The following is a 22,065-nucleotide window of genomic DNA, read 5'->3' as shown; positions in this document are numbered from 1 at the left end:
TGCTGCATTTGTTGGACACCCAACCATTATTGTCTCTACGCCTGTTGATGGAAATGAATGCCTAAGCAAACATTGGCTATTCCATCGAAACCCTTATCACTCCGAAGAAAATAAATACGTTGAAAAATCCCGGTTAATATAGTCTTTAAAATGCCTCTTGGCTTTAACGGGGAAAGCATCAAGCTCCTCGGTAGTCCAGATGCTGCGGTGGGTCTCGAACTCATTGCCGTACACCGTGCCTTGCGGCCATTCCGATCCGATGGGAATGTTAAGCAGAACGTGCTTGCCTCTAACAATGCTGGCATTCAACAGGGTAAGCGCCTTATCCTTATCGAAATGCTCCAGAACATCGCCCATAATTATGATGTCATATTCTCCGGGCGAAGTTGACGGAATAAATTCAAAAGCATCAGCGATATGAATTTTATCGTAGAAATACGCATGATAACGGTCAATGTTTTTGGGGAATATTTCAATTCCTTCCACCCTTACCTTCCAATCCTTACGAAATACCCGCCCTGACCACACATCGAGGAATTCGCGGCATAACATGCCCCAGCGGCCAAATCCAACGCCGACATCAAGTACCGAGGACGGCGATATCTGCCGGAGCAGTTCCACACAATACGAAATATTTTGCCAATTGGATGTTCCCATATTGTTCTTACCACCCCACTTCTCGTTGAGGCGATGGTTCATCATTCATCATGAGATTGATGATGCGAAAATCCGGAATGGCGTACTCTTGAGGAAGTTTGGCGGTAATCTGATCCCATACCTGTCGGTTGACAACTATATGCGGCTGGGAAAGCTGGGTTAAAAACAACCCGTTGTATCTATCCCCGGGAACGTGATGCATGTTCATAACAAACACCGCCTTTTTAAATTAGGATTGTTTTTTTAGAGACAACTGCTCCGAATAAACCCCTGTCAAATGTTTGATCATCGTCTGAAGTGACCGGTTTTTTAAGGCCCACTCCAGCGCATTGTCCCCAAGCCTGCGTCGGAACGAAGGATCCGACAGCAGCTGTCCCAAATGCAGATAAAGTACATGCGCGTCTCCCGGAGGAGACAGCAATCCGTCAACATTATGCCGTACCGCTTCCTTTAATCCGCCTGCACTGGATGATGCGATGGGCAGACCTGCTAACTGAGCTTCCATAACGGAGTAGGACAGGGTTTCCATCAAACTGGGCATTGCGAAAATTTCGGCCTGACTCAGCAAATAGGGGACGTCCTCCCGGCTTCCGAGGAAACGAACCGCCGACTGAATTCCCATCTGGCGACATAACTCCTCGTATTCATACCGTTTATCACCGTCTCCGACCAACCAGCATTCCCAATCCTGGCGGTCCACGTGCATCCTGCACAAGGCATTCAACAAGACGTGAATCCCCTTCTCGTAGCTAAGACGCGATGTGCTGATGATCACGGTTTTATCCTTGGGCTTCATGATCGGATTTCCGAAAACCTTACGCATGCTGCTTTGAAAAAAAGGGATGTCGATGGCGTAAGGAATATGGGCAATTCGATCGGAAGGAGCCCTAAATTGATGGACCATTACTTCTTTAAGCCATTCGGAAGCAAGAAGGACTTTATCGCTTACCGAACTCCCCAAGTATTCCATAGATTTATAGTATTTCCAGACCAAGGAGCTCGTGGGGTCTTCCGAAGTAGTTTTGTTGTTCTCAAGCATATCCCGTACTGTAAGAGCTGCAGAAGCGTGAATGGAGGTCACTAACGGTATTTGTTCTGGTTTTATGCGTTTTATGGCAGCGGCGGCAAGAACGTCTTGCGCGTGTATGATATCGTATTGATCAAGACCGATAAAGGCGAGCGATAACTCCATGCAATACCTGTCGGTCTCCGCTTCCCTGACCCAGGGATGCTCCGCAATCAAAGGCGCGGTAGCAGGGGTTATCTTGTAATCGAACATTTCCTTGAAATGTACCTTCGGAACCTCCTGGTTGCTGTTGAAAATATAAAACCGGTCCAGTCCGTTCCCAAAAAGATCCACCTGATGTCCCTCTCGTTCAAGCCCCTGCTTCACCTGCAACATATATTTCCATAATCCACCGACGTACGGGATTTGAAAAAAGGTAGCCAGCAATATTTTCAAGGCTGCCACCCTCCTGTCAGTAATACCTGTCTTCGCTGCTCCAGTCTGTCGCCGTATATGGCCTGAAGGGTCCCGATTTCCCGCTTAAGGGCGTCTTTGTGCTTTAAGGTTCCCATGTTCGGATGATATCGGTAATGCAGAAGAATATCATGCAAATAATGAAATTCGTACCCGGCGAGCACGACCCGGCACCACATGTCGTAGTCCTGCGTGTATTTAATCTCTTCATTGAACATGCCGACATGTTCAATGAGCTGCCGCTTCATCATGATGGTACAGCCATTAATTGGACATTCCCTCTTCAATCGATCAAGCAGCTCCAGATTCGAGGTAAACGAAAAATTCGGGGCTTCCATGAGCACTAAGTTCCGATCGTTGATGAAGTTGAAGTTTGTACTGCTGATCCATGCCCCACGTTCCAGCATAAACGACATTTGTTTTGCTGTTTTGTTGGGAAGATAATAGTCGTCCGAACTGAGCCAAGCAATATAATCCCCTTTAGCTTCTCGAATACCGGCGTTTAGAGCCGAAGCCGTTCCCCCGTTGATTTTTCGGATATACCGGATGCGGTCAACATAAGGATTCAGGAGATCCATATGTTCGGTAGACCCGTCATCGACCACAATGACCTCTATCTCGGGATAGGTTTGCGCCAAAGCACTCTCTACGGCCTGTTGAACATAAACACAGTTGTAGAAAGGGATAATAACCGTTACCTTCGGTATCATGTTATCTTGACCTCCTACCCGCGTATTGACCCCGGTTAGGAAAGTACCGGTTTTCCTATCGGACTTTTTATAAATTCATTCTGGGTTAGATAGATCAGCTGATGTACGCTCCATTGAAAGAAGGAAAAAACGGAGGGACCTTCCACTTTTCGCAGCGTTCGCCGTTCGCCGTAATAAATATGACCGCTCGGGGAGCTGTACAGGCGTCCGTTAAGCACCGGGTACTGAAGAAAAAAAGAGGCATCGATGGTGTGTCCAATCTGCAAAGATTGAACCAAGGAATCCGGGACATGCACGATTTCGTCCATTTGACACCGCAAACGTTGGAAGACTTCTCCAGACTGGATCGGGAATAAACAATTGTCCATCCACAAAAAGATCCCGGATCCGCCCCCCTTTACGAATAGCGTCGCCGGGGCGCACTTCGCCCACTGTCCCGTAACCGTCACGCCTTCTCCAAGGGGATACAGGTTAAGCAGCATATCCTCAAGCGGTATGATTTTCCTGGCCATCAGTTTGTAAAAATAAAAGGAGTCGATATCCATAATGGGCCGTTTTTGGCCGTGTTCAATCAAAAATACAGCCGAGCCCGAATCGCGGACAAGCGTTCCATCCGGGATCTTGGTAATCATGTTCTGGACATGGTTATTGTAGATAACAATCCCTCCCTTCACCAATCTTTAATAATATACTCTTTGTCTTAGCGGCCTGAGCCGACGCGTGACTATATCTTCAAAAAAAAGACTCCTTGCAAGAGTGACTTGCAAGAGTCTTTTCCGTTCATGAAATCGCATCCATGAAAAGTTATTCGTCTAGACTCGGGACACAAACTTGTACCGAAAAAACAATAAAGCATCTAAAATAGCGACTTTCAATATCACAACGCAATTTCCCCCGACAGTCTCCTATCCGCTATAGCCATATCGGATGTGAAGCGTTCGGAAACTTACAAATCAATAAACTTTTTTACGGCAGACAAGAAGGCTGGTAAATTATCATCATGCACAAAGTGCCCAGCTTCCTGTATCATTACTAACTCGCAATTCGGAATAAGCTCAGAGACTTCCTGCAATTTGTTTTGAGGAATATGACTGGACTCACCGCCTATAATAAGAGTCGTCATGATGATCTCATTAAGACGCAGCCACCATTCGGGATTAGGTTCATTAAGTTGCCGTAAAATCGAAGGCACTACCTGCCAATCGAACGGAAGGGGATCAGAAGGTTTGGCAGGAATTTCGATGGGCTTATCCGGAAAGGGAGGTGGAGTGTCTTCTACGATCAATCTTTCTATTCTCGAAGGATATGTTTCCGAGAAAAGATAGGATACTGTTCCCCCCATGGAATGGCCAAGAAGCGTAAATCGTTCCAAATTCATAGCATTTGCAAAATGAAACAAGTCATCGCACATCAGTTCAAAAGTGTATTTACCTATTCTTGCACTCCCACCGTGCCCCCGTTGATCTAAAGCTAAAACGCGGTATTTTTCTCCTAATGCAACAGCGACTTGATCCCATGATTCTGCGCTTTTTCCCAGCGCGTGAAGTGCAACAAGCGGCGGTCCAGAAGATTCCCCACTCTCGCGATATTGAAAAATGCGTCCATTCAATTCAATTTGATTCACACGTGTTTCCATCTCTGATCATCTCCAAACCAATTTGGCCCAATAGTAGAAGGCGTCTACTGGAATTTTTAGTGTTATTTTATTATTGAATGAACAATTAGTCAATATAAAAATGAGAACTGCATCATATCAGCTGCACTCGTTGTCATTTGGCTCGTTAACTAAATAAAGCTGTTGTCAGGAACTTGACTACTTATAACAAAAGGGGTATCCCACCATCATCTACTGATGACTTTTGAGACAGCCCCGTCTGTTTTCATTATTGAGCGATCGTTCCCCGTTAGTTAATCAATCAAACTTTTTTGCATATATATCACAATTTCTGTTCCGATTCCTTTACTTCCATTCTCGTCAATCTGTTCCCAACTGATTAAAAAATCCCCATGGCCCCAATCCACATAGCCCAATTTTTCATAAAGTCGCTTGGCTTCCGGATTATTTATTTCCACTTCTAACCCTATACAGGTACAACCCTTATCTTTTGCTAAACGTTCGGCTTCTTGGATTATGGCTGTTGCAACACCTTGTCTCCGATATTCATATACTGTTAACCCAGCCTCTAAGAAAGCGCTATGGGTAATATCCGCTATTTTAGTAACAGGCTCATCATTAGGACCACTCCAGCGTAATAAGAAATGGCCAACAGGGGTGTTATGATGCCAAGCGATTAAGTATAGTCCCTCACCTCTCTTTTGTGTAGCATATCGGTTGTACTGAAACATGGGATTACCAGGTGAGTGAAAACTGAGCAACAAGTAAACTCAACTGGGATTCTTCTGCTTCTTTTATTTCCAAGCATAATTTGTCTTTATTCATTTCATCTTCCTCTCTCCCAAACAGCAATATATCTTTTCCTCTCGAAATTCTTATACGCCTCTGCGTCCCCAGCCGAAGACATTGACGTGCACGATGGCTTTGTTTACCCAATGCGAGAGCACATACAACACGATGAACAGGATTAACAAAGGCCTAAATAAGAGCACTGCCACAACCCAGCTGAGCAGAATCTGCCAATTCTTCATTTTCCGCAAAAATTTGACTGGCCACAAAAATATTTTAAATAACATTTCGTTATGCTGAAGCGCCTCTAGAAATTCATCTTGGTACTGTTTGTCTTCTGGAGCTAAGGCTCATATGGATCTATTCGTAAGGCCTCTTGCAGAGCTTCTTCGAAAGCCCGGCTTAACTTCTTCCGTTATTGTTGTCCCTCGACATTTTTGTCGGAGGAATCACTGTTCATTCCCTATCTCAAAGATTTTTTGCAGGGTATGGATGTGCAGTGTTCTTTCATCATCTGTTTCTTGCAGTTTATTAACTGATCCTGCGTCCATATACCACTCTACAAGCCTGTACCCGAACATAAGTAGGATCAACTCATAAACGCAGTTATCCGTTATGTGCGAAATATCCGCATATTCCGAAAAGCCCTTGTAATACGCCGGGATACATCTACGGTAGTATTCAACCATGTCTTCAACATCGGCTTCGTCCGCGATAAGGCTTGCCATATCTTCACCTAAATAGCCCCACCCCGCGGTATCCCAGTCCATGAGTATGGTTTTACCGTCTGAATAGAATATGTTTGCCACCCAAAAATCCCTGTGGCACAGCACGATGGGGAGCTTTTCAATACGGCTCCAAATTTCGTCTGCGTTTTCATCAATGTCGATGAGCATGTTACATAGGTGTTTGGGGATTTCGCAATCGTCGGAGCGTATATAATCGTACACTCTATTCCATGACCGATAATGAAGATAGAAATTTTTCATATAATCCGCTTTGCTCAGGTTGGTCAAGCTCTGTAAAACAGCTGGCTGTTCGGCATATAACTTGCCTTGGAACCGTCCTAATTCCTCGGCTGCGCGTTCATACATATCGCCGGTCAAATCTAAACCCGATATGCCGTTGATATATTCCATCCATATCTGCGTTTCGTTTTCTTCTTCGTTCATTTCGACGTGATAACATTCAGGCCAACGGAATGATTCAGAGAACAGCGCGCCGAAATTGGATGTATACAAGTCGTATTCCCTACGCCATGAATCGGGATCGCTGTAGCGCTCCCATTTCTTCTGCGTTTTTAAAACGATTTTGTAGGGTAATGTCTCACCGTCAGTGGTTTTGACATTACCCGTCACAAGCTGTACATTACCCACTGTACCGCCATGTAATGGTTTGGTTTGGAAATCGGTGCAGATTATTTTTGTACCGAGCATTTTGTTTAAAACCTGTGTTACAGTTTCAGCTTTTATTTCGTTCAATACGAAGTCCTCCAATCGTTTTTTTAACATGGGAACGCCTATACATAATCATCATATTGGAAAAGAAGACAACGATGAAAGGTGGACTATGGATTTATTCATTTATTACCTCTTCCTGCCAGCTAGCTTAATGAAATCGCGTTTGAAAAATGGTTAGTTCTCGTCTATCCGGTAATCGGAACATGTTCTCGTCCTTTTCGGGATAAAAAAAAGCCGCTAAATTAGCGACTCATGGAAAAGTGCACTTTATTTCACATCCTTATTCCTTATCATCAAAATAAACGGTTTTTCCTGTTTCCGCCGATATATATACCGCTTCTAATATTTGCGAAACAATCATCGCTTCCCTCGGTTTAACCAAGGGCTCGGTATCGTTCACGATACTGTGAATCCATTGTTTGGCTTCATACTCGAAATCGGTCATCTCTTCTCCCCTGAAAAGTTCTCTTGCATTCGCATTCACCTCGATTTTATTCAGGAACAAATTCCCGTCCCGCTCGCCATTGATCCGCAGTTCATTTTTAGCAAAATCCGCTCCTCCCTTCGTTCCGCACAGCAGGTTGCCGCCACCTTCCGCAATATTAAGGGCCCAACTGGTTTCAATGATGACCGTCGCTCCATTTTTGAATTTCACATACCCGAACGCCGAATCTTCTACCTCGAATTCGTTTGGATCCCACGCCCCCCATTCGTTCGCGGCATTTTCGGTAAACTTCAGCTTATGGAAGACGCTGCCGACGACACTCTCCGGTTCATAGTTATCCATCAGCCATAGGATCAGGTCGAGCGAGTGGGTTCCAATATCGATCATAGGACCGCCCCCTTGTTTCTCTTTATCCAGAAACACTCCCCATGTCGGCACACCTCTTCTTCGGGTAGCGACCGCTTTTGCAAAATAGATATCTCCGAGTTCCCCATCGGCGATCATCTTCTTTAGCAGCTGGCTCTTGGCGTTGGAGCGATTCTGGTACCCAACGGTGAGCTTCTTGCCGGTTCGCAAGTGAGCTTCGTACATCGCTTTGGCCTCCGCACCTGTGACGGCCATTGGTTTTTCGCACATGACATGTTTGCCGCTCTCGAGCGCATCAATGGAAATCGTTGCGTGAGAGCTGTTCGGTGTTAGCACATGGACGACCTCAATCTCTTCCATGGCAAGAAGTTCCTTGTAATTGGTAAACACCTTTGCGCCTTGCGTGCCGTACTTTTGGGCGGCTTCCTCGGCTCTTTCCGGCTTCAAGTCGCAGAAGGCCACCATCTGTACGTTATCCAACTTGGACAAACACGGCATATGTTTGCCGTTCGCAATCATTCCGCAACCGATGATCCCTACTTTTACGGTTCTCATCGTATTCCCTCCCCCGCGTTATTTGAACTCTACCGTTCGATTTTCCTTATGCGCGATGTATGCCGCTTCCAATAGCTCCGTCAATTTCGTCCCGTCCTCCAGTCCGAAAGGCATCGGCTTGTCTTGAATCAATGCATCTGCCCACTGGATAATCGGAAGGGGCTGCTCTTTAGGGAGTTGAGCGGGTGAGATCCATCCGGAAAAAGGTAATTCGAGCTTCTTCGAGATGACTCTAACGGTATCATCTGAGATCATCAAGGTGCCCTCCGTTCCGTAAATCTCGAGAGCGGAAGGTGTTCTGTACGTCACCAGGCTCGTTTCGACCAATGCGACCGCATTGTTTACGAACTCAATGGAGCATTGCGCATTATCCTCCACTGCCCGATTGGTGAAGTAGTGAAACATGGAGGTGATCCGTTTGGGCTGGCCCAACATCCAACTGGCTAAGTACATCGGATGACATCCCAAATCCATCATCGCTCCGCCGCCGGTTTGCTTCTCATCGTACCAGTATTCCGGAAGCCAATTGTTCAATGCGCCGTCGTGGCCGTTCCTAATGCGCAAAAGTGTGACGTCCCCTAATACATGGTCATCGATCAGCTGCTTCGCAAACAATTGGTGAGGCCTTGTGCGAGCGGGAAAAGAAATGCAGAACTTGACGCCTGCTTTGCGTACCGCTGCAGATATCCGATCGCATTCCTCTACGGTAAGAGCCATCGCTTTCTCGGTAAAAATATGCTTGCCGGCCTCCGCGGCAGCGACCATGACGTCGGTGTGCATGCTTGTAGGGGCATCCACCACAACGCCGTCGATGTCTTCTCGCTGCAGCAGCGTATCCAAGTCCGTTTCAAAATCCGCTCCCAATCGGGCAGCCCATTCCCTTCCGCGTTCAGGCTGTTCGTCCCAGACGGCCGCGAGCTTCACGTTACCGTGAGATTGCAGCTTTCTTGCGTAATCATCTGCATGCACATGCCACTTACTTAGCATCGCAACGTTCAACATGCGTCTTCCCTCCGTAACCGTTTATATTTTTACCAAATCTTATTTATCTTCCTAGGGAGGCGGCTTTATAAACAAGGTTAGAAAGTAATTGGGGATGGAGTGACACCATCCACACCATCCCGCAATCTTCCTTCATTAGAACCCTACATCATCCCGTTCCGCAGCTTTTTGAGCCACGAACTCCGCCATTTCTTCCACGCCGGCCGCTCTGAATTTTTCCTGAACACTATGAAGCATATTTAGAGCCTCATCATCGGACGCCGCAAAAAAGGCTTTCTTAAATTCCTCATCAAAATTCAAACTGCTGGTTTTATCGATATATTCCTGATATTTAGGCCACTCTCTGGCAAGGTAGCTGGCGCTTACTTTGTCTATGATTTTGATCGGCATTCTTGCCGAAAAACTCTCCTCCAGCTTTTGCCACTCCGTTTTTTGATCTTCAGGCGTAGGCCAAGTGACTTCGGATGAGAAGGCGCCGATGAACCTTCCTGGAAGATAATTGAGTCCTGCGTCTCTTTTCAGATCCGGGTTGTCATCAAATTGTTGTTTCACATCCGGAATCCATTGAGGGATCCCGTTTTCCATGTTGTAGTGTGTTCCTTCGATCCCGAAATTCGCAAGCAATCGGCCTTCTTCGCTGTTGACATAATCAATGTACCGCAATGCCGCATCGGGATCTTTGATGTCCGCGCTTAAGAATAGGACAGGGAAACCGGAACGACCGGGCTTTTCCACTTGCGTTCGAATGTTTCCGCTCTTATTCTTCATCGGCCCGAGCAGTTCATATTGCATTTCCGGATTCGTCTTATACAGCGTTTTTTGTAAATCAGCTAACATCGGCTGGGCTCCGAATATGGCAAGCTTGCCCGTCGTCAGCTTTTCATTCGCTGTTGTACTCGTATTGTTGAAGGCTTCAAGATCAAACAAACCTTCCGTTAATAACTTCCTCATGTATAACAACCTGGCTTCATGATCTTTCGTTTGCGTCCAATGAATCAGTTTTCCATCCACTTCACGAAAGTCCGAAATCGTGTAATCCGTCCACCCGGCAAGGAATTGGCCGTAATCCCATCCATTCCACATGGTTCCGGCCGGGATGACCGGCTTTCCGCCAATATCTTTGAAACCGCCGTCTCGGATCTTGACCAATAGATCATATAATTCTTCTTGCGTATCAATATCCTCCGCTTTTACATTTAAAGCTTTCAGGATATCTCCCCTGGCAAACAGGCCGTAATTCCAATTATGAATGCTCTCCGGGGTTCCGTCCGGGGTTTCTGTAGGAATGAGATAAGTCTTGCCTTCAAATTCGGGACTATTGAGATCGAACTCGGCAAAATCCTTCGCAATCCCGGTCGTCACAAGTCTTTTAACATTCGGGTATTTATCGAGATAAGGGGTTAAATCCAGAAGCTGTCCTTCCGTGGCCGCCTTCTTGATGACTTGTCCTTCTCCTCCTGTCGTAGACCAGAAAGGTGCATTAACGATATCCGGAACCGTACCGGAAGCAAATATGGTGTTCAGTTTTTCTACTTCGCTTGTTGTGATGGATTCGAGCTTTAACGTGACCCCGGTTTTCTCCCTGATTTGCTGGGCTACGGGATTATTCTCCTGGTTCTGCGGGAAACCAGCTCCGCCACCGTTCCAAGCACTGAGGAAAGTCAAGGTGACCGGCTTTATTGCTTCAGTACCTGACTCATTCGGACCCGTATCAACCGTGCCTGCTTCCTTTTCTCCTCCTGTTCCCGTGCATGCCGTCATGGTCACGAAAAGCAGCAAAGCGATTAGTATCATGCCAAGAACACTCCTGCGCTTGTTCTTTCTCATCCTACAATCCCCTTCCATTGGAAGTTTTATATAAGAGGCTTAGCCTTTTATACCAACTACTCCTTAAGAGAACCTACCAATACGCCTTTTACAAAATACTTCTGAAGAAATGGATACACACAGATGATCGGGGTCGTAATAATAATAACGAACGTCATCCTCAAGGCTTCCGGCGTTACGCCTCGCAGCTCCATCTGTGTCTCGGTCATGTTTTGAATCGCGGATCCGCTATTACCCGACGATGACGTCATCGACTGGAAAGACGCTTCGCTGATCATCTTGTTCAGGAACGTGGCTGCAGGCTGCAGGTTCTCATTCTGTATGAAAAACTGACCGGTAAACCAGTCATTCCACACGCCCACCCCGACAAACAAGGCAATGGTAGCAAGCACCGGCATCGAAAGAGGCAGGATGATTCTTGCAAATACCGACAACTCGCTGGCTCCGTCGATTCGAGCCGATTCCGACAGACCTTCAGGGATCCCGTCGAAGAAGGTTTTCATGATAATCGCATTAAAAAAATTGTATAGGGACGGCAGCACCAGCACCCAAAACGTATCCAGGATGTGGATTTGCCGGAACAGGATAAACGTCGGGATAAGTCCTCCACTGAACAAGGTGGTGAAGAAAAAGAAGAATACGATATATTTTCTTCCGGGCAGCCCTTTCCGCGAAAGCGCGTAGGCTAATAAGGCCGTCAAAAATACGGAGGCAACCGTTACGACAAGGGTTCGGGTTACGGAAATATAAAACGAATTCAAGATCAATGAGTTGCTAAAAGCTTTTGCATAGTTTTCTAGTGTGAACACTCTAGGAAAAAAGTAGATTCCACCCTTCATCGCATCATAGCCGTCATTAAAAGAAAGGGCTAGAAAATAGATAAATGGATAAAGTGCCGTAGCGCAGAATAAAAGTAACACCGAATAGTTAAGCGTCATATATATTTTATCTGCTGGCGTCAGCCTTCTCGCATCCATACACACACCTCCTTATCTTGAGTGCCAGCTGATTACCATAACGATACGTTACTCACACGCCTGGATATATTGTTGACAGCAACAATGAGCAGCAGCGAAATCGCAGACTTGAATAATCCAATGGCCGTGGAATAGGCTAATTGCCCCTGCTGGAGGCCGGTTTTTAAGACATAGGTGTCCAAGATCTCCGAGACGCTTAATGTTGCCGGGGACTGCATCAGCCAGATTTGGTCAAAGCCCGCGTTCAGTATTCCGCTGAGGGAGAAGATAAGCAATATGCCGATCGTTGGAGTAAGGCATGGAAGCGTGATCTTAAATAGTTTGCTCCACCTTCCCGCCCCGTCGATTTCGGCTGCTTCATACAAGTGCGGATCGATATTCGTTAACGCGGCTAAATAAATGATCGAACCCCAGCCTACACCTTTCCAGATGTCGGAAATGATGACCAACGGATAGAATAATTCCGGCTTTCCCATGAAAAAGATCGGATCCAAACCCATTTGGTACCGAATGTCATTGATAAGCCCTACGTTCGGAGACAGGATTTTTTGAAGCAAGGTAACGACAACGACCCACGATACGAAGTGCGGCAGATAGGAAATTGTCTGAAACACTCTTTTGATTCTCTTGTGCATGACGGCATTGAGCATTAAGGCCAGGATCAATGGCGCCGGAAATCCGAAAATAAGCTTAAGCGCGCTGATGGATAACGTATTTCGGAGCACATCGTAAAAGCTGGAATCATTCAAAAACTGTTCGAAATATTTAAAGCCTGCCCAAGGACTTCCCAAGATCCCCAGATTGAATTTGAAATCCTTGAACGCGATTAATATGCCGTACATCGGATAATAGGCAAACACCAGAAACCAGATGATCGCAGGAAGCAAAAACAAATAGATGTGCCTGAATTGCCAAATTTTAGAGAACTTCTTATTCTTTTTTAATTGCTCAAATCCAGGGATAACAACACCTTTGGGTACCACTCTCCGAACACCTCCTCCATCTTCGTCGGATCGGATGGTTACGAATCCATTCCCGATCGCTTGGGAACAGAGCCAATGTCTTTGATTTTCGATTTTCGACGATGTATAACGACTGCCTCCCCCTCCTTACTGCAAGCGGTTTCACTTAACGGTAGTTTAAATATATTCAATATACTGTTGGAATCATTCCATAATTTCTTCATTCCGGTTAAAGTATTTTTAGGCCGATTAAAGTACGGGTGGTTTCGTTGATTAATAAATCGGAGGTTACATCAAAAAGAAGCTGCTGTTAGCCTAGAGGAGCCTCCTCTTCTTTAGGTTATCGAGAAATGGGGTGGGGGGCCCCTTCTCCCGCCCTTATTTTGGAGGCGTTTTATTCCTTGGCGAGGATACATTATATTCAATATATATTTATGCAATGGTTTGAAGAGCCTGCTGGATTTCGTTATGGATGCAGGACATTATTATGGGGAGGATTTCATGAGAGAAAGTTGCGGTTGACCTAGTAGAGGAGTCCGGCCAGCCTCGCATCTATTGTCAGATTCGAATAGAAAGCGCATCGGACTCGTAATTAGGCTACATATATAGGGTAAGCGGGTGTGGAATATCATGAAGTGGAGAGAACGTTTTTTCCCGTCGTTTCGCCAATCACCAATTCCGGCTCCACGAGGGTTTTAAAGTATTTTCCTTGATGCCCGTCATCACTGTTAATGACCTCAAGCAGCGTATAGGCCGCTCGGTAGCCCATGTCCCGTTCAAACTGTTTAACATGCGTAAACGTGCTGTAGCCTTCGATGATGGAGGTCGGATCATCAAAACTGATGATGGAAATGTCCTCAGGCACCTTCAATCCAGCTTGACGCGCAATCTGATAGATTTTCACGCCAAGACTTCCGTTTAGCGTGATATAGGCGGTTGCCATTCGATTTTGGATATAGCGGTACAGGGGATGGGTTTCAGCTTGCTCCAAACTTCCGATTTCAAAATCGGTCACGATATGGGCAGGGTTAATGAGGGCCCCCTTTTCCTTGAAGGCATTCATATATCCGTCGATCCGCTCTTGAACGGTAACGGTTTGTATGGGCGAATCGGAGCATATGGCGATTTCGCGATGCCCCAGCTCCCACAGGTAGTTTACAGCCATGTTAACGCCAAGCCTGCCGTCTGATGCGATATAATGTGTTTCGACCCCTGGAAGGTAACGGTCAATGAGAACGAATGGAAACCCCGCAAATTTCATGCTTAGAATTTCCTCGTTGAATAATTCCTCGTCGACCGGGAAAATCAGTAACCCTTCCACTCCGATTTTACAACATGTCTTGATTGCCTCTTTTTCCTTATCAAGGCTGCCCTCCGATAAATAGATGACGCAGCGGTAATCATTCTCGTTGAGTGCCTGCTGAATACCTTGTATAAGCCGAATCGTAAAATAATCATAAATGCTGGGCAGAATCAGGCCTATTAACCGTGTCCCCATTTCTCCGCCAGCTTTATGAATAGACTTAACGGCGTTTATAGGAGAAGTCGCCGACATTTCAGATTCAGGTTCGCTTACAAAAGTCCCCTTTCCGGGCACCCTGGTTATGATTTTTTCGTTAACCAAGCCGGCCAGGGCATTAACGACCGTAATCTTGCTGACTCCGAAACGCTCCATGAGTTCTTTTTCCGTAGGAATACGGTCTCCAACCTTCAATACTTGCGACGATATCAAGTCGCGTATATACTCTTGAACCCTCTGATACAACGGCATTCTTTCCGTAGAGCTCAACCGAATCACCACATTTCATTCAATATGTTTAATATATACATTACGAATGGTGCAAGCGCTTTATTCCATATCCTTTCATTGTTTGTGTAGAGCCGAAAGAATGCATCGGATGCGTTCTCCCAGCTCTTCCATTATAGTAGAACATAAAAGCTGTATGCTAGCTGCTGTCAAGGTCTATATGTTCTTGCCATCCTGCGCTTAGAGATGATCGTCCATTCGCTGGGCGCACAAAATAAACGGACAGTCGAGACCTGCTCAACTGTCCGTCCATTAAATCAAGCTGTCATGAGAATGACTTACACCATACAAACGACAAGTAATCAAATTCTGCTTACATAAAATGATTCGAAATCAGCAACTGAGTCGAACTGGTTCAAAGATATACCTTCTGTTCTAAGATGATTCTCTAATTGTTCAATCAGCTGCAGGACAGCTATTCGCAATGGTTCGAAATCCTCGGGATCCAGAAGCGCAGTGAGATCCGGATAGCTGAAGCGACGATAATATTCCTGATACTCCCCCAAATCGAAAATGCCAGGCCAGCGTCCTGTTTCGGCTGCGTACAAAATACGTGCCAAACCATCTTGTACACCTGTAGCAACGAAAAACGCGGTTTCATAGTGGCCCTTTTCGCAAGCGGTTAGGAGCTTGTTAAGCATTCCTTTTTCCTCTTCATAGTATCCCTTCATCCAATTTTGGTATGAACGTAATCCTTTGAGCTTGTTTCTTCGTTCTGAAATTAAATGAACAGTGTCTAAAGTCAGTTTCTCGCAAGCAGATTCGATTTCATCTTTAGAGTGGCTGTACATCATTGTATCAAGATGGAAATCCAGTTGGTCTGGCTTAATTGAGAGATTTTTGACTTGCTCGCGATAATGGCCCCAACTGCGTGTATAGTACGTTTGGTTTAACAACGCAAGAGATTTAAAAATGGTAGCGGCAATTTCTTGCGCCAGTATCCGACAAAAGGATAAATCCATGGAATCTCCGGCAAAACGAAGCTTCATCAAGCTAGTAAAACAATCACTTACGACAACCTCAGCTCTATTGATCAATGTTAACGTGTTGGACGGCTCCCCCATGGAAGAGATGGTCTCACGGAGTTTCATGAATTTCGCCAGGTCTTCTTCGGAACGCACATACAATAGTTCACAATCCGCAATAATGGTCGTACTCCAATCTTCAGAAGCTGACATTCTTTCAGCACGATCCCATCCAATTGGCCAAAAATCAAAACTAATACCGTCGATTATAAACTGTATTTCCACTTGTTTTCCTCTAGGTGTGGCCGGAATGAAGAAAAAGTCTAAGTCCGATCGCTCTGTCGCCGTCCCCTGCAAATAGGATCCGTAATATCCGACAATCGCAACATCTTGCGGGCAATGAGACGTAATATGTTTGACAATGACATCGGCTACAGCAAAAACATCAACCACAGCTAATCATGGTTTCTTCATTCCAAAATTCTTTCACTTCGTCCAGGATTTGAGCAGCAGGCGTTATTGTAGCCTCGAAAATCGTTCTTCCTGTTTTTCTTAAATAATATTGGATTAAATGATATCCGCAAGCGTATCCGGCGCTATAAGGCATGTTGACCGGTGTAAAGTTTTGAAGTTTTGCGATCTCGTCACCGTAAAGATAAGGAGCAAATTGATCAAACCCCGTTAAATGCAATTTCTCTCTAAGCACAGGCTTTATGCGCATGTTAAGCGTTTCTGCGTTAGTTTTCGTTACCCAGGGACCGAGTAATTCTTCCCCAAACATGAACGTAGCATAGTTTTCAGCTAATCCTTCACTTACAATGAGCTCGCCCAAATTAACGGTGTGATCCCACTGAATAAATTGATAACGCACATTATGGTTGCATTCGTGCGCCAGCGAAGCCTTCATTCGAGGAATCGTGTAATCGTTTGGCAAGAGTGTACCCCAGATAAACCCGGGAATGCCCCCAAAGCCGCTATATCCTTCGTTTATTACTAAAGCACGGCTTTTCGGATTCCCTAGTTGAATCGTAAACAAATAGTCGGTTACAGGGAGGTTAATTTCATGCTCTGCAAATAGATGCAGGCTTTTCTTCACAGCATGCTCACACTCTAACCAAAATGATTCGGACGAAATCAGCTCGATCTCTGCCGAAATCTGAGGGGTAATCTGATCTGGGGATCGATGCATCATACTATTAAACGTAATAACGTCAAAACCATTCGCCTCTTCAGCTTTAAAAGGAATCTGTTGAATCTGCCATTGTTTCATAAAGGGAGCCATCATTTCGTTTCTGAACAATTCAAGCTTTTCCTCGGGCGAAGCTTGAGCAACTTTTTGATAAATATGATCTGAGCGCAGTGATTTAATATTCATTTCTCACACTCCTAGTTATGTATTCGTAGAGATAATACACAAACATCATATTTGAAAAGAAGACAGCGATGATACACCAACTATAGATATATTCATTTATTACCCTCTTACCTCTAATGGAAAAGGGAGCAGCTGCCGCGGCATCATCTGCTCCCAAGTCATTCAACTCGATCCTTGTTTTTTTTTGTAATGCAAGCCGGGCAAGTCCCTATGTGGCACGTTAACCCGGCCACTCAAGATCTGCTGTTTCTTCCATATACGAAATATAAAGTAACGGATGACATGATCATCAATATCACCGAATAAACCAAGGTCAACGCTTTGGTATCTGCTAGCGCCTGAGCATCCGTGCTGTTCTTGATGACGATTCCTAACGGCTGATACAAAGGATGATAGAGGAACACGGTTACGTCATAATCGGCCAAAATTCCGTTGAAATTCAAGGCAAGAACAGCTAGCGTCGATGGCAGAATGATCGGCAGCAATACTTTTCTGAACGTATAAAACGGTTTGGCACCCAAATTCCGTGCAGCGTCTTCCAAATTGCTGTCCAAACTGAAGAAGGAGGCCTTGACCATTCGCAGGGTAAAAGGAATATGGATGATGACATACGCAATCAGAAGCATCCAGACCGTGCCAACCAGCACCGTATTCCCGATCATCAGCTTCGGCGTGTTAAAGGTTACGATCAGTCCGATCGCAATCAGCGTTGACGGCAGAATCCACGGAATCAGCAATGCGTATTCCAGGGCAAGCGCCCACTTGTTCTTATATTTATGCAATATCCTTGACGCAACCAGCGCCAATGCGACAACAATGACCGAGGCAGCTGCGGCATATAGAATACTTACGAGATAAGGCTTGAATGCCGACATGGATGAAAATACTTGAATGTAATTATCCAACGTGAAGCTGTTCAAATTCAACGTGGCGGTAGAGATACTGGCCGCATCGGTGAACGAAAAGATGATGATCAGCACAACCGGAACGATGTAGAGAACAAACAGGCCGTAAGCCAAAATATGAGCGGCTAAATTCCCCGATTTGCTGCGGATTTTTTGTTTAACCAGCTCCGATTTGACTTTGGAGACCGACATGAAGTTGCCTTTACGTTCGAATCGGATCATCACGGTCAACAACACCAGTGTGGCCACTCCGAGAATAAGGGCCAGCAGCGCAGCCAAATCTCTTGACGTCATGCTTCTCGAGAACGTCAGAATCATCGGCGTGATCGTCTGGAATTCCTTACCTCCGAGGATAAGCGGCGCGGACGTGGCAGCCAGGCCGGTGAGAAAAGTCAGAATCGTCAGCGCATAGATCGTAGGTTTCAGGACCGGGAGCACGACCCGCCGGAGGATATACCAAGTAGACGCCCCCATATTTCTCGCGGCCTCCACCGTTTGAAAGTCGATTTTGCGAATCGCATTGCTCAGGAACAGGAAGTGGTTGGACGTGCAGGCGAACGTCATGACGAATAGAACCGCCCAGTAGCCGTGAAACCATGTCGTATTAAAAGAAGGGAATAATTGAACCAGGAGCTTGGTCATAAACCCCTCTTCGCCATAGACGAATTTATAGCCGGACACCAGCACGACTCCGCTGTAAATCAGGGTCGTAAAATAACCCAATCGCAAAATCTTCGCGCCTTTGATATCGAAATATTCCGAAATCAAAACCAGCGTAATCCCCACCACATTTACCGTAATAACTAGGGAAAAAGCGAGAATAAAGCTGTTATATAAACTTCGCATCGCGCGTTCGGACGACAGCAGTTTCTCTGCCGCTTCCAGCGTAAATTTGCCGTCCTTCATGAAAATTTCGCCGTAAATATTCAAGTTCGGATAAATCAGAAAGGCAATGACAAACCATACAATCAACCCGTATAAAAGGATCGAGACAGGGTTTATGGAAGCCAGCCGGGTGCTCAGGTTCCGGGCATTCATGCTTCGCCCTCCCTCATCGGATATTGCAAAATATCGCGGGTCGGGAGATAGATGTCAACATCGTCGCCGACCTCATGATGGACGAGCCTGCTTTCTATTTCGATGGTCTTTAACCGTCCGCCGCCGGCAATCTCCAATACGTACTTGCTGTATAAACCGTAAAATTCCCGGTCCGCGATCTTGCCTTTCAATTGGACCGTATCGATACCCTGCAGGGGCTGCAGACTTACCTTCTCGTTGCGGATATAGGCGATATTCCCCGGCTGAACAACATCATTCAACCGGCTGTTCTCTACCATCCGCGGATCGATCCGGTTAATATCTCCGATGAAATTGCACACAAACTCCGTTTCGGATTGATTGTAAACTTCCATGGGCGTGCCCACTTGCTCCAGGACTCCATGATTGAATACTCCGATCCGGTCGGACAGCGTTAACGCTTCTTCCTGGTCGTGCGTGACATATATCGTTGTGATCCCGAATTTCTTCTGCAATTGTTTCAGCTCATTGCGCAGCTGTACCCGCAGCTTGGCGTCCAAGTTGGATAAAGGTTCGTCCAGTACCAAGATGCTCGGTTTCAAAACCAGCGCCCTGGCAATCGCAACGCGCTGCTGCTGTCCGCCGGATAGTTCCGATACCTTCTTGAACAGCTGATCATCTTTCAAATCAACCTTCCGGGCAATGTCCCGAACCTTCTGATCCAATTCCGCCTTGGGTAATTTCTTGACTCGCAAGCCAAAAGCGATATTCTCGTACACATTCATCGTTGGAAAGAGCGCATAGCTTTGAAATACCATCCCGATCTCTCTTTTTTCGATCGGCAAACGGGTAATGTCGGCGTCTTTCAGCAGGATCTGTCCGCTCGTAGGCATAATAAACCCGACCAGACTGCGAAGGGTCGTCGTCTTCCCGCAGCCCGAAGGACCAAGGAACGTGAAGAATTCCCCCTCCCGAATATGCAAATTAAGGTTTTTGACCGCATGAAATTCACCGAATTTAATATCAACGTTCTGGAATGTAATCATATTATTCTCTTCCTTTTTGTTGTACTTGAATGAACGGCTGCATATTGGCATCCCCAACATGCAGCCGGCTTGACTCCATTCCGTTACTTAATGCATAATCTCCAACTCGATTTTCTCCGCCCACAGATCCATGTTTGCAGCAATAAAAGCCCAATCGAAATCTTGTGGTTTTAACGAAGTAAACAGTTCCTTGACGGACTCATTGGCTTGCTCAACCGCTTTCGTATTTGCCGGCATGGCATTGAACTCAGCCGCAAATTCTCCTTGAATTTCGCTGGATCCGAGCCATTCCACGAACCGCTCCGCCGTTGCCTGCTTCTTCGTTCCGTTCACGATTGCTGCATGTTCCACGACCATAGGTACGCCGATTTCCGGGCTGACAATGCCTGCTTTCACGTTATATTGCTCTTCCTTCTGCTGCAGGGTTCCGGAGACGAGCGCTCCTAGCGGCGTTTTACCGCTGGCCAAATTGGCATAGAAGTCTTCGCCCTCGACTGCGCTGACGCCGTTGTCATACAATTGCTGAATTTCATTCCAGCCTTCCTCGGATATGCCGAGATCACCGTTTGGATCTTGGAAGCGGGTCAGAATCCCCGCTACAATAAGGCGAGGCGTATTTTGTCCAAGCAGCGTAGGAGCTTCGTACTTCCCTTTGTACGCATCGTTCTTATAAAGGTCCGTCCAGTCCTTTGGCGCGGTATCGGCCGTGAATTCGTTCGGGTTATAACCAAGCAGAATCGCTTGCTTCACAAGACCATGATAGTAGCCTTCCGGATCGTTTAAGCCCTGCTCAACATCGCCGGCCCAGCTTGGAACAAACTTAGCCAGAGCGTCTTCCTTTTTCAAATTCTCATAAAGCATATTATTCAAGCCGTATACGACGTCCGCGATCGGGTTGTTCTTCTCGGCAATCAAGCGGTTCGTCAAGTCGGCGCCGCCCGCTCCGACAATTTCGATGTCAAAGCCTGCACCTTTCGCTTTCTCGATCAGCCATTCGCCGCGGCCGTCAGAGTTCGCGTTCGTGTACACAATCAGCTTCTCATTCTGGTCTGGTTCCGTAGACGACGATTCCGATGAAGCCGGTGTTCCGGCCGACGCTCCGGACTCCGAAGTGCCATCGTTTGCATTGCCGGCATTGCTGCCGCCTCCGCAAGCCGATACAATCACACACATAATGAGAAGTAACGCCATTGAAAGTTTTCTCATGATTCCCTTAACTCTCCTTTGATCGTGTCATTTTGTTTGGTTTAAATGTTGATGATCAACCCGTCATATGCCGGTAAAATCCCGGCGGGGCTGAAGATACGGACAAAATCCTCATGTAGCAGCTTGGAATTATGGCTAAAATGTGTGACGACGATTTGGCCTTCAGGCTTCAGGATATTTTCTTTTTGGAACTCGCGCTGGACTTCCAGCACCGTTTCCACGCACATATGATTGCGGTCGCGGGCATTCCCCGTATATCCATGCGTGCAGTCGAGGATGGCGCAATCCAGCTTTTTGCCCTTTAACCATGCCCATGTCGCATCCGGGAACCAGCCCGAATCATGCCCGTACAGCAGTTTTTTCCCTTCCTTTTCGATCACGTATAACAGACAGGTTTCCATCCGATCATGATCGGCCAATAATGGCGTTACCCTTGCATCGCCCATAGCAAAGGTCTCATACGGGCGCAACAGATGGAATTGATACCTTTGACCTTCAAAGCGGCCGATGGCGGCACGCGTGTGATGCATCACGGTACCATTCCCATAAATGTGCATCGGATGCTGGAGGCCGTGCGCAATCCCTTCCCTGCGGCATTCCAGATCCGCAGCATTGTAATGGTCCGAATGCGAATGCGTGACGAGCAGGTGCTCGATTGCCCCCAGATCGATATTGTCCCGCAGCGCCTGCATATAGGAATCCGGGGAATAGTCAAACTTGATGACATCGTCCATGATGGCCGAAGTTCGTGTACGGATATTTTTTCCACCAAGTTCCCGCGCTTTGGTACAATGCTCGCAGCGGCAAAAGGCATTGGGAAAGCCCTCTGCGGCTGCGGTTCCTAGAAAGTGAATTTTCAAAGTCATTTCTCCTTGCCATGCAAACTGTAGTGATCCATT

20 protein-coding genes are annotated in these 22,065 nt (G+C 46.4%); all 20 read right to left on the bottom strand.

All coding sequences use genetic code 11. The annotated features are described in order from the left end of the window. Nucleotides 1-96: 96 nt before the first annotated feature. A complete protein-coding gene (locus AK95_RS05860) occupies nucleotides 97-657 on the bottom strand; it encodes a class I SAM-dependent methyltransferase (protein WP_071219039.1) in 561 nt (186 codons plus the stop codon). Nucleotides 658-664: 7 nt separating this feature from the next. Beyond that, on the bottom strand, nucleotides 665-865 hold the full coding sequence (locus AK95_RS05855; protein WP_071219038.1) for a hypothetical protein: 201 nt from the start codon (nucleotides 863-865) through the stop codon (nucleotides 665-667). Between the two features lie 21 nt (nucleotides 866-886). Continuing rightward, nucleotides 887-2,119: a glycosyltransferase family 4 protein gene (locus tag AK95_RS05850; protein ID WP_071219037.1), complete on the bottom strand. Its 1,233-nt coding sequence runs from the start codon at nucleotides 2,117-2,119 to the stop codon at nucleotides 887-889. Then, nucleotides 2,116-2,847 (bottom strand): glycosyltransferase, encoded by a 732-nt coding sequence (locus tag AK95_RS05845; RefSeq protein ID WP_071219036.1) that lies wholly within the window; start codon nucleotides 2,845-2,847, stop codon nucleotides 2,116-2,118. Before AK95_RS05845 ends, AK95_RS05850 begins: the two co-directional genes overlap by 4 nt. Nucleotides 2,848-2,882: 35 nt before the next feature. Then, nucleotides 2,883-3,479, bottom strand: coding sequence for a hypothetical protein (locus AK95_RS05840; protein WP_162487533.1), 597 nt, complete (start codon nucleotides 3,477-3,479; stop codon nucleotides 2,883-2,885). A gap of 314 nt (nucleotides 3,480-3,793) precedes the next feature. Further along, on the bottom strand, nucleotides 3,794-4,483 hold the full coding sequence (locus tag AK95_RS05835) for an alpha/beta fold hydrolase (RefSeq protein ID WP_071219034.1): 690 nt from the start codon (nucleotides 4,481-4,483) through the stop codon (nucleotides 3,794-3,796). Nucleotides 4,484-4,755: 272 nt separating this feature from the next. Then, nucleotides 4,756-5,193, bottom strand: a complete 438-nt coding sequence (locus AK95_RS05830; RefSeq protein WP_162487532.1) for a GNAT family N-acetyltransferase — start codon at nucleotides 5,191-5,193, stop codon at nucleotides 4,756-4,758. Between the two features lie 507 nt (nucleotides 5,194-5,700). Then, a complete protein-coding gene (locus AK95_RS05820; protein WP_162487540.1) occupies nucleotides 5,701-6,687 on the bottom strand; it encodes an aminoglycoside phosphotransferase family protein in 987 nt (328 codons plus the stop codon). Nucleotides 6,688-6,991: 304 nt separating this feature from the next. Then, complete coding sequence (locus AK95_RS05815) at nucleotides 6,992-8,077, bottom strand: Gfo/Idh/MocA family protein (RefSeq protein ID WP_071219030.1); 1,086 nt, start codon at nucleotides 8,075-8,077, stop codon at nucleotides 6,992-6,994. Between the two features lie 18 nt (nucleotides 8,078-8,095). Then, nucleotides 8,096-9,079 carry a Gfo/Idh/MocA family protein gene (locus tag AK95_RS05810; RefSeq protein ID WP_071219029.1) on the bottom strand — a complete coding sequence of 328 codons (984 nt, stop codon included), beginning with the start codon at nucleotides 9,077-9,079 and terminating at the stop codon, nucleotides 8,096-8,098. 135 nt (nucleotides 9,080-9,214) lie between these two features. Beyond that, nucleotides 9,215-10,906 carry an extracellular solute-binding protein gene (locus tag AK95_RS05805; RefSeq protein ID WP_235613006.1) on the bottom strand — a complete coding sequence of 564 codons (1,692 nt, stop codon included), beginning with the start codon at nucleotides 10,904-10,906 and terminating at the stop codon, nucleotides 9,215-9,217. 56 nt (nucleotides 10,907-10,962) lie between these two features. Next, nucleotides 10,963-11,883 carry a carbohydrate ABC transporter permease gene (locus AK95_RS05800; protein ID WP_071219027.1) on the bottom strand — a complete coding sequence of 307 codons (921 nt, stop codon included), beginning with the start codon at nucleotides 11,881-11,883 and terminating at the stop codon, nucleotides 10,963-10,965. 32 nt (nucleotides 11,884-11,915) lie between these two features. Continuing rightward, nucleotides 11,916-12,866 carry an ABC transporter permease gene (locus tag AK95_RS05795; RefSeq protein ID WP_071219026.1) on the bottom strand — a complete coding sequence of 317 codons (951 nt, stop codon included), beginning with the start codon at nucleotides 12,864-12,866 and terminating at the stop codon, nucleotides 11,916-11,918. A gap of 607 nt (nucleotides 12,867-13,473) precedes the next feature. Further along, complete coding sequence (locus AK95_RS05790) at nucleotides 13,474-14,616, bottom strand: GntR family transcriptional regulator (protein ID WP_201259360.1); 1,143 nt, start codon at nucleotides 14,614-14,616, stop codon at nucleotides 13,474-13,476. Nucleotides 14,617-14,954: 338 nt separating this feature from the next. Continuing rightward, entirely contained in the window at nucleotides 14,955-16,070 is a 1,116-nt protein-coding gene (locus AK95_RS05785; protein WP_071219024.1) for a hypothetical protein, read from the bottom strand. Continuing rightward, complete coding sequence (locus tag AK95_RS05780; protein WP_071219023.1) at nucleotides 16,063-16,992, bottom strand: DUF2268 domain-containing putative Zn-dependent protease; 930 nt, start codon at nucleotides 16,990-16,992, stop codon at nucleotides 16,063-16,065. The genes AK95_RS05785 and AK95_RS05780 overlap by 8 nt, the downstream gene beginning before the upstream one ends. A gap of 233 nt (nucleotides 16,993-17,225) precedes the next feature. Further along, nucleotides 17,226-18,935 carry an ABC transporter permease gene (locus tag AK95_RS05775; RefSeq protein ID WP_071219022.1) on the bottom strand — a complete coding sequence of 570 codons (1,710 nt, stop codon included), beginning with the start codon at nucleotides 18,933-18,935 and terminating at the stop codon, nucleotides 17,226-17,228. Beyond that, on the bottom strand, nucleotides 18,932-19,960 hold the full coding sequence (locus AK95_RS05770; protein ID WP_071219021.1) for an ABC transporter ATP-binding protein: 1,029 nt from the start codon (nucleotides 19,958-19,960) through the stop codon (nucleotides 18,932-18,934). Before AK95_RS05770 ends, AK95_RS05775 begins: the two co-directional genes overlap by 4 nt. An 87-nt stretch (nucleotides 19,961-20,047) precedes the next feature. Next, on the bottom strand, nucleotides 20,048-21,166 hold the full coding sequence (locus AK95_RS05765) for an extracellular solute-binding protein (RefSeq protein WP_201259358.1): 1,119 nt from the start codon (nucleotides 21,164-21,166) through the stop codon (nucleotides 20,048-20,050). Between the two features lie 41 nt (nucleotides 21,167-21,207). After that, entirely contained in the window at nucleotides 21,208-22,026 is an 819-nt protein-coding gene (locus tag AK95_RS05760; RefSeq protein ID WP_071219019.1) for an MBL fold metallo-hydrolase, read from the bottom strand. Nucleotides 22,027-22,065: the final 39 nt, after the last annotated feature.

This window comes from Paenibacillus sp. LC231, assembly GCF_001860525.1.
Lineage (GTDB): Bacteria > Bacillota > Bacilli > Paenibacillales > Paenibacillaceae > Paenibacillus_AQ.
This window is presented reverse-complemented; position numbering and strand designations above follow the sequence as displayed.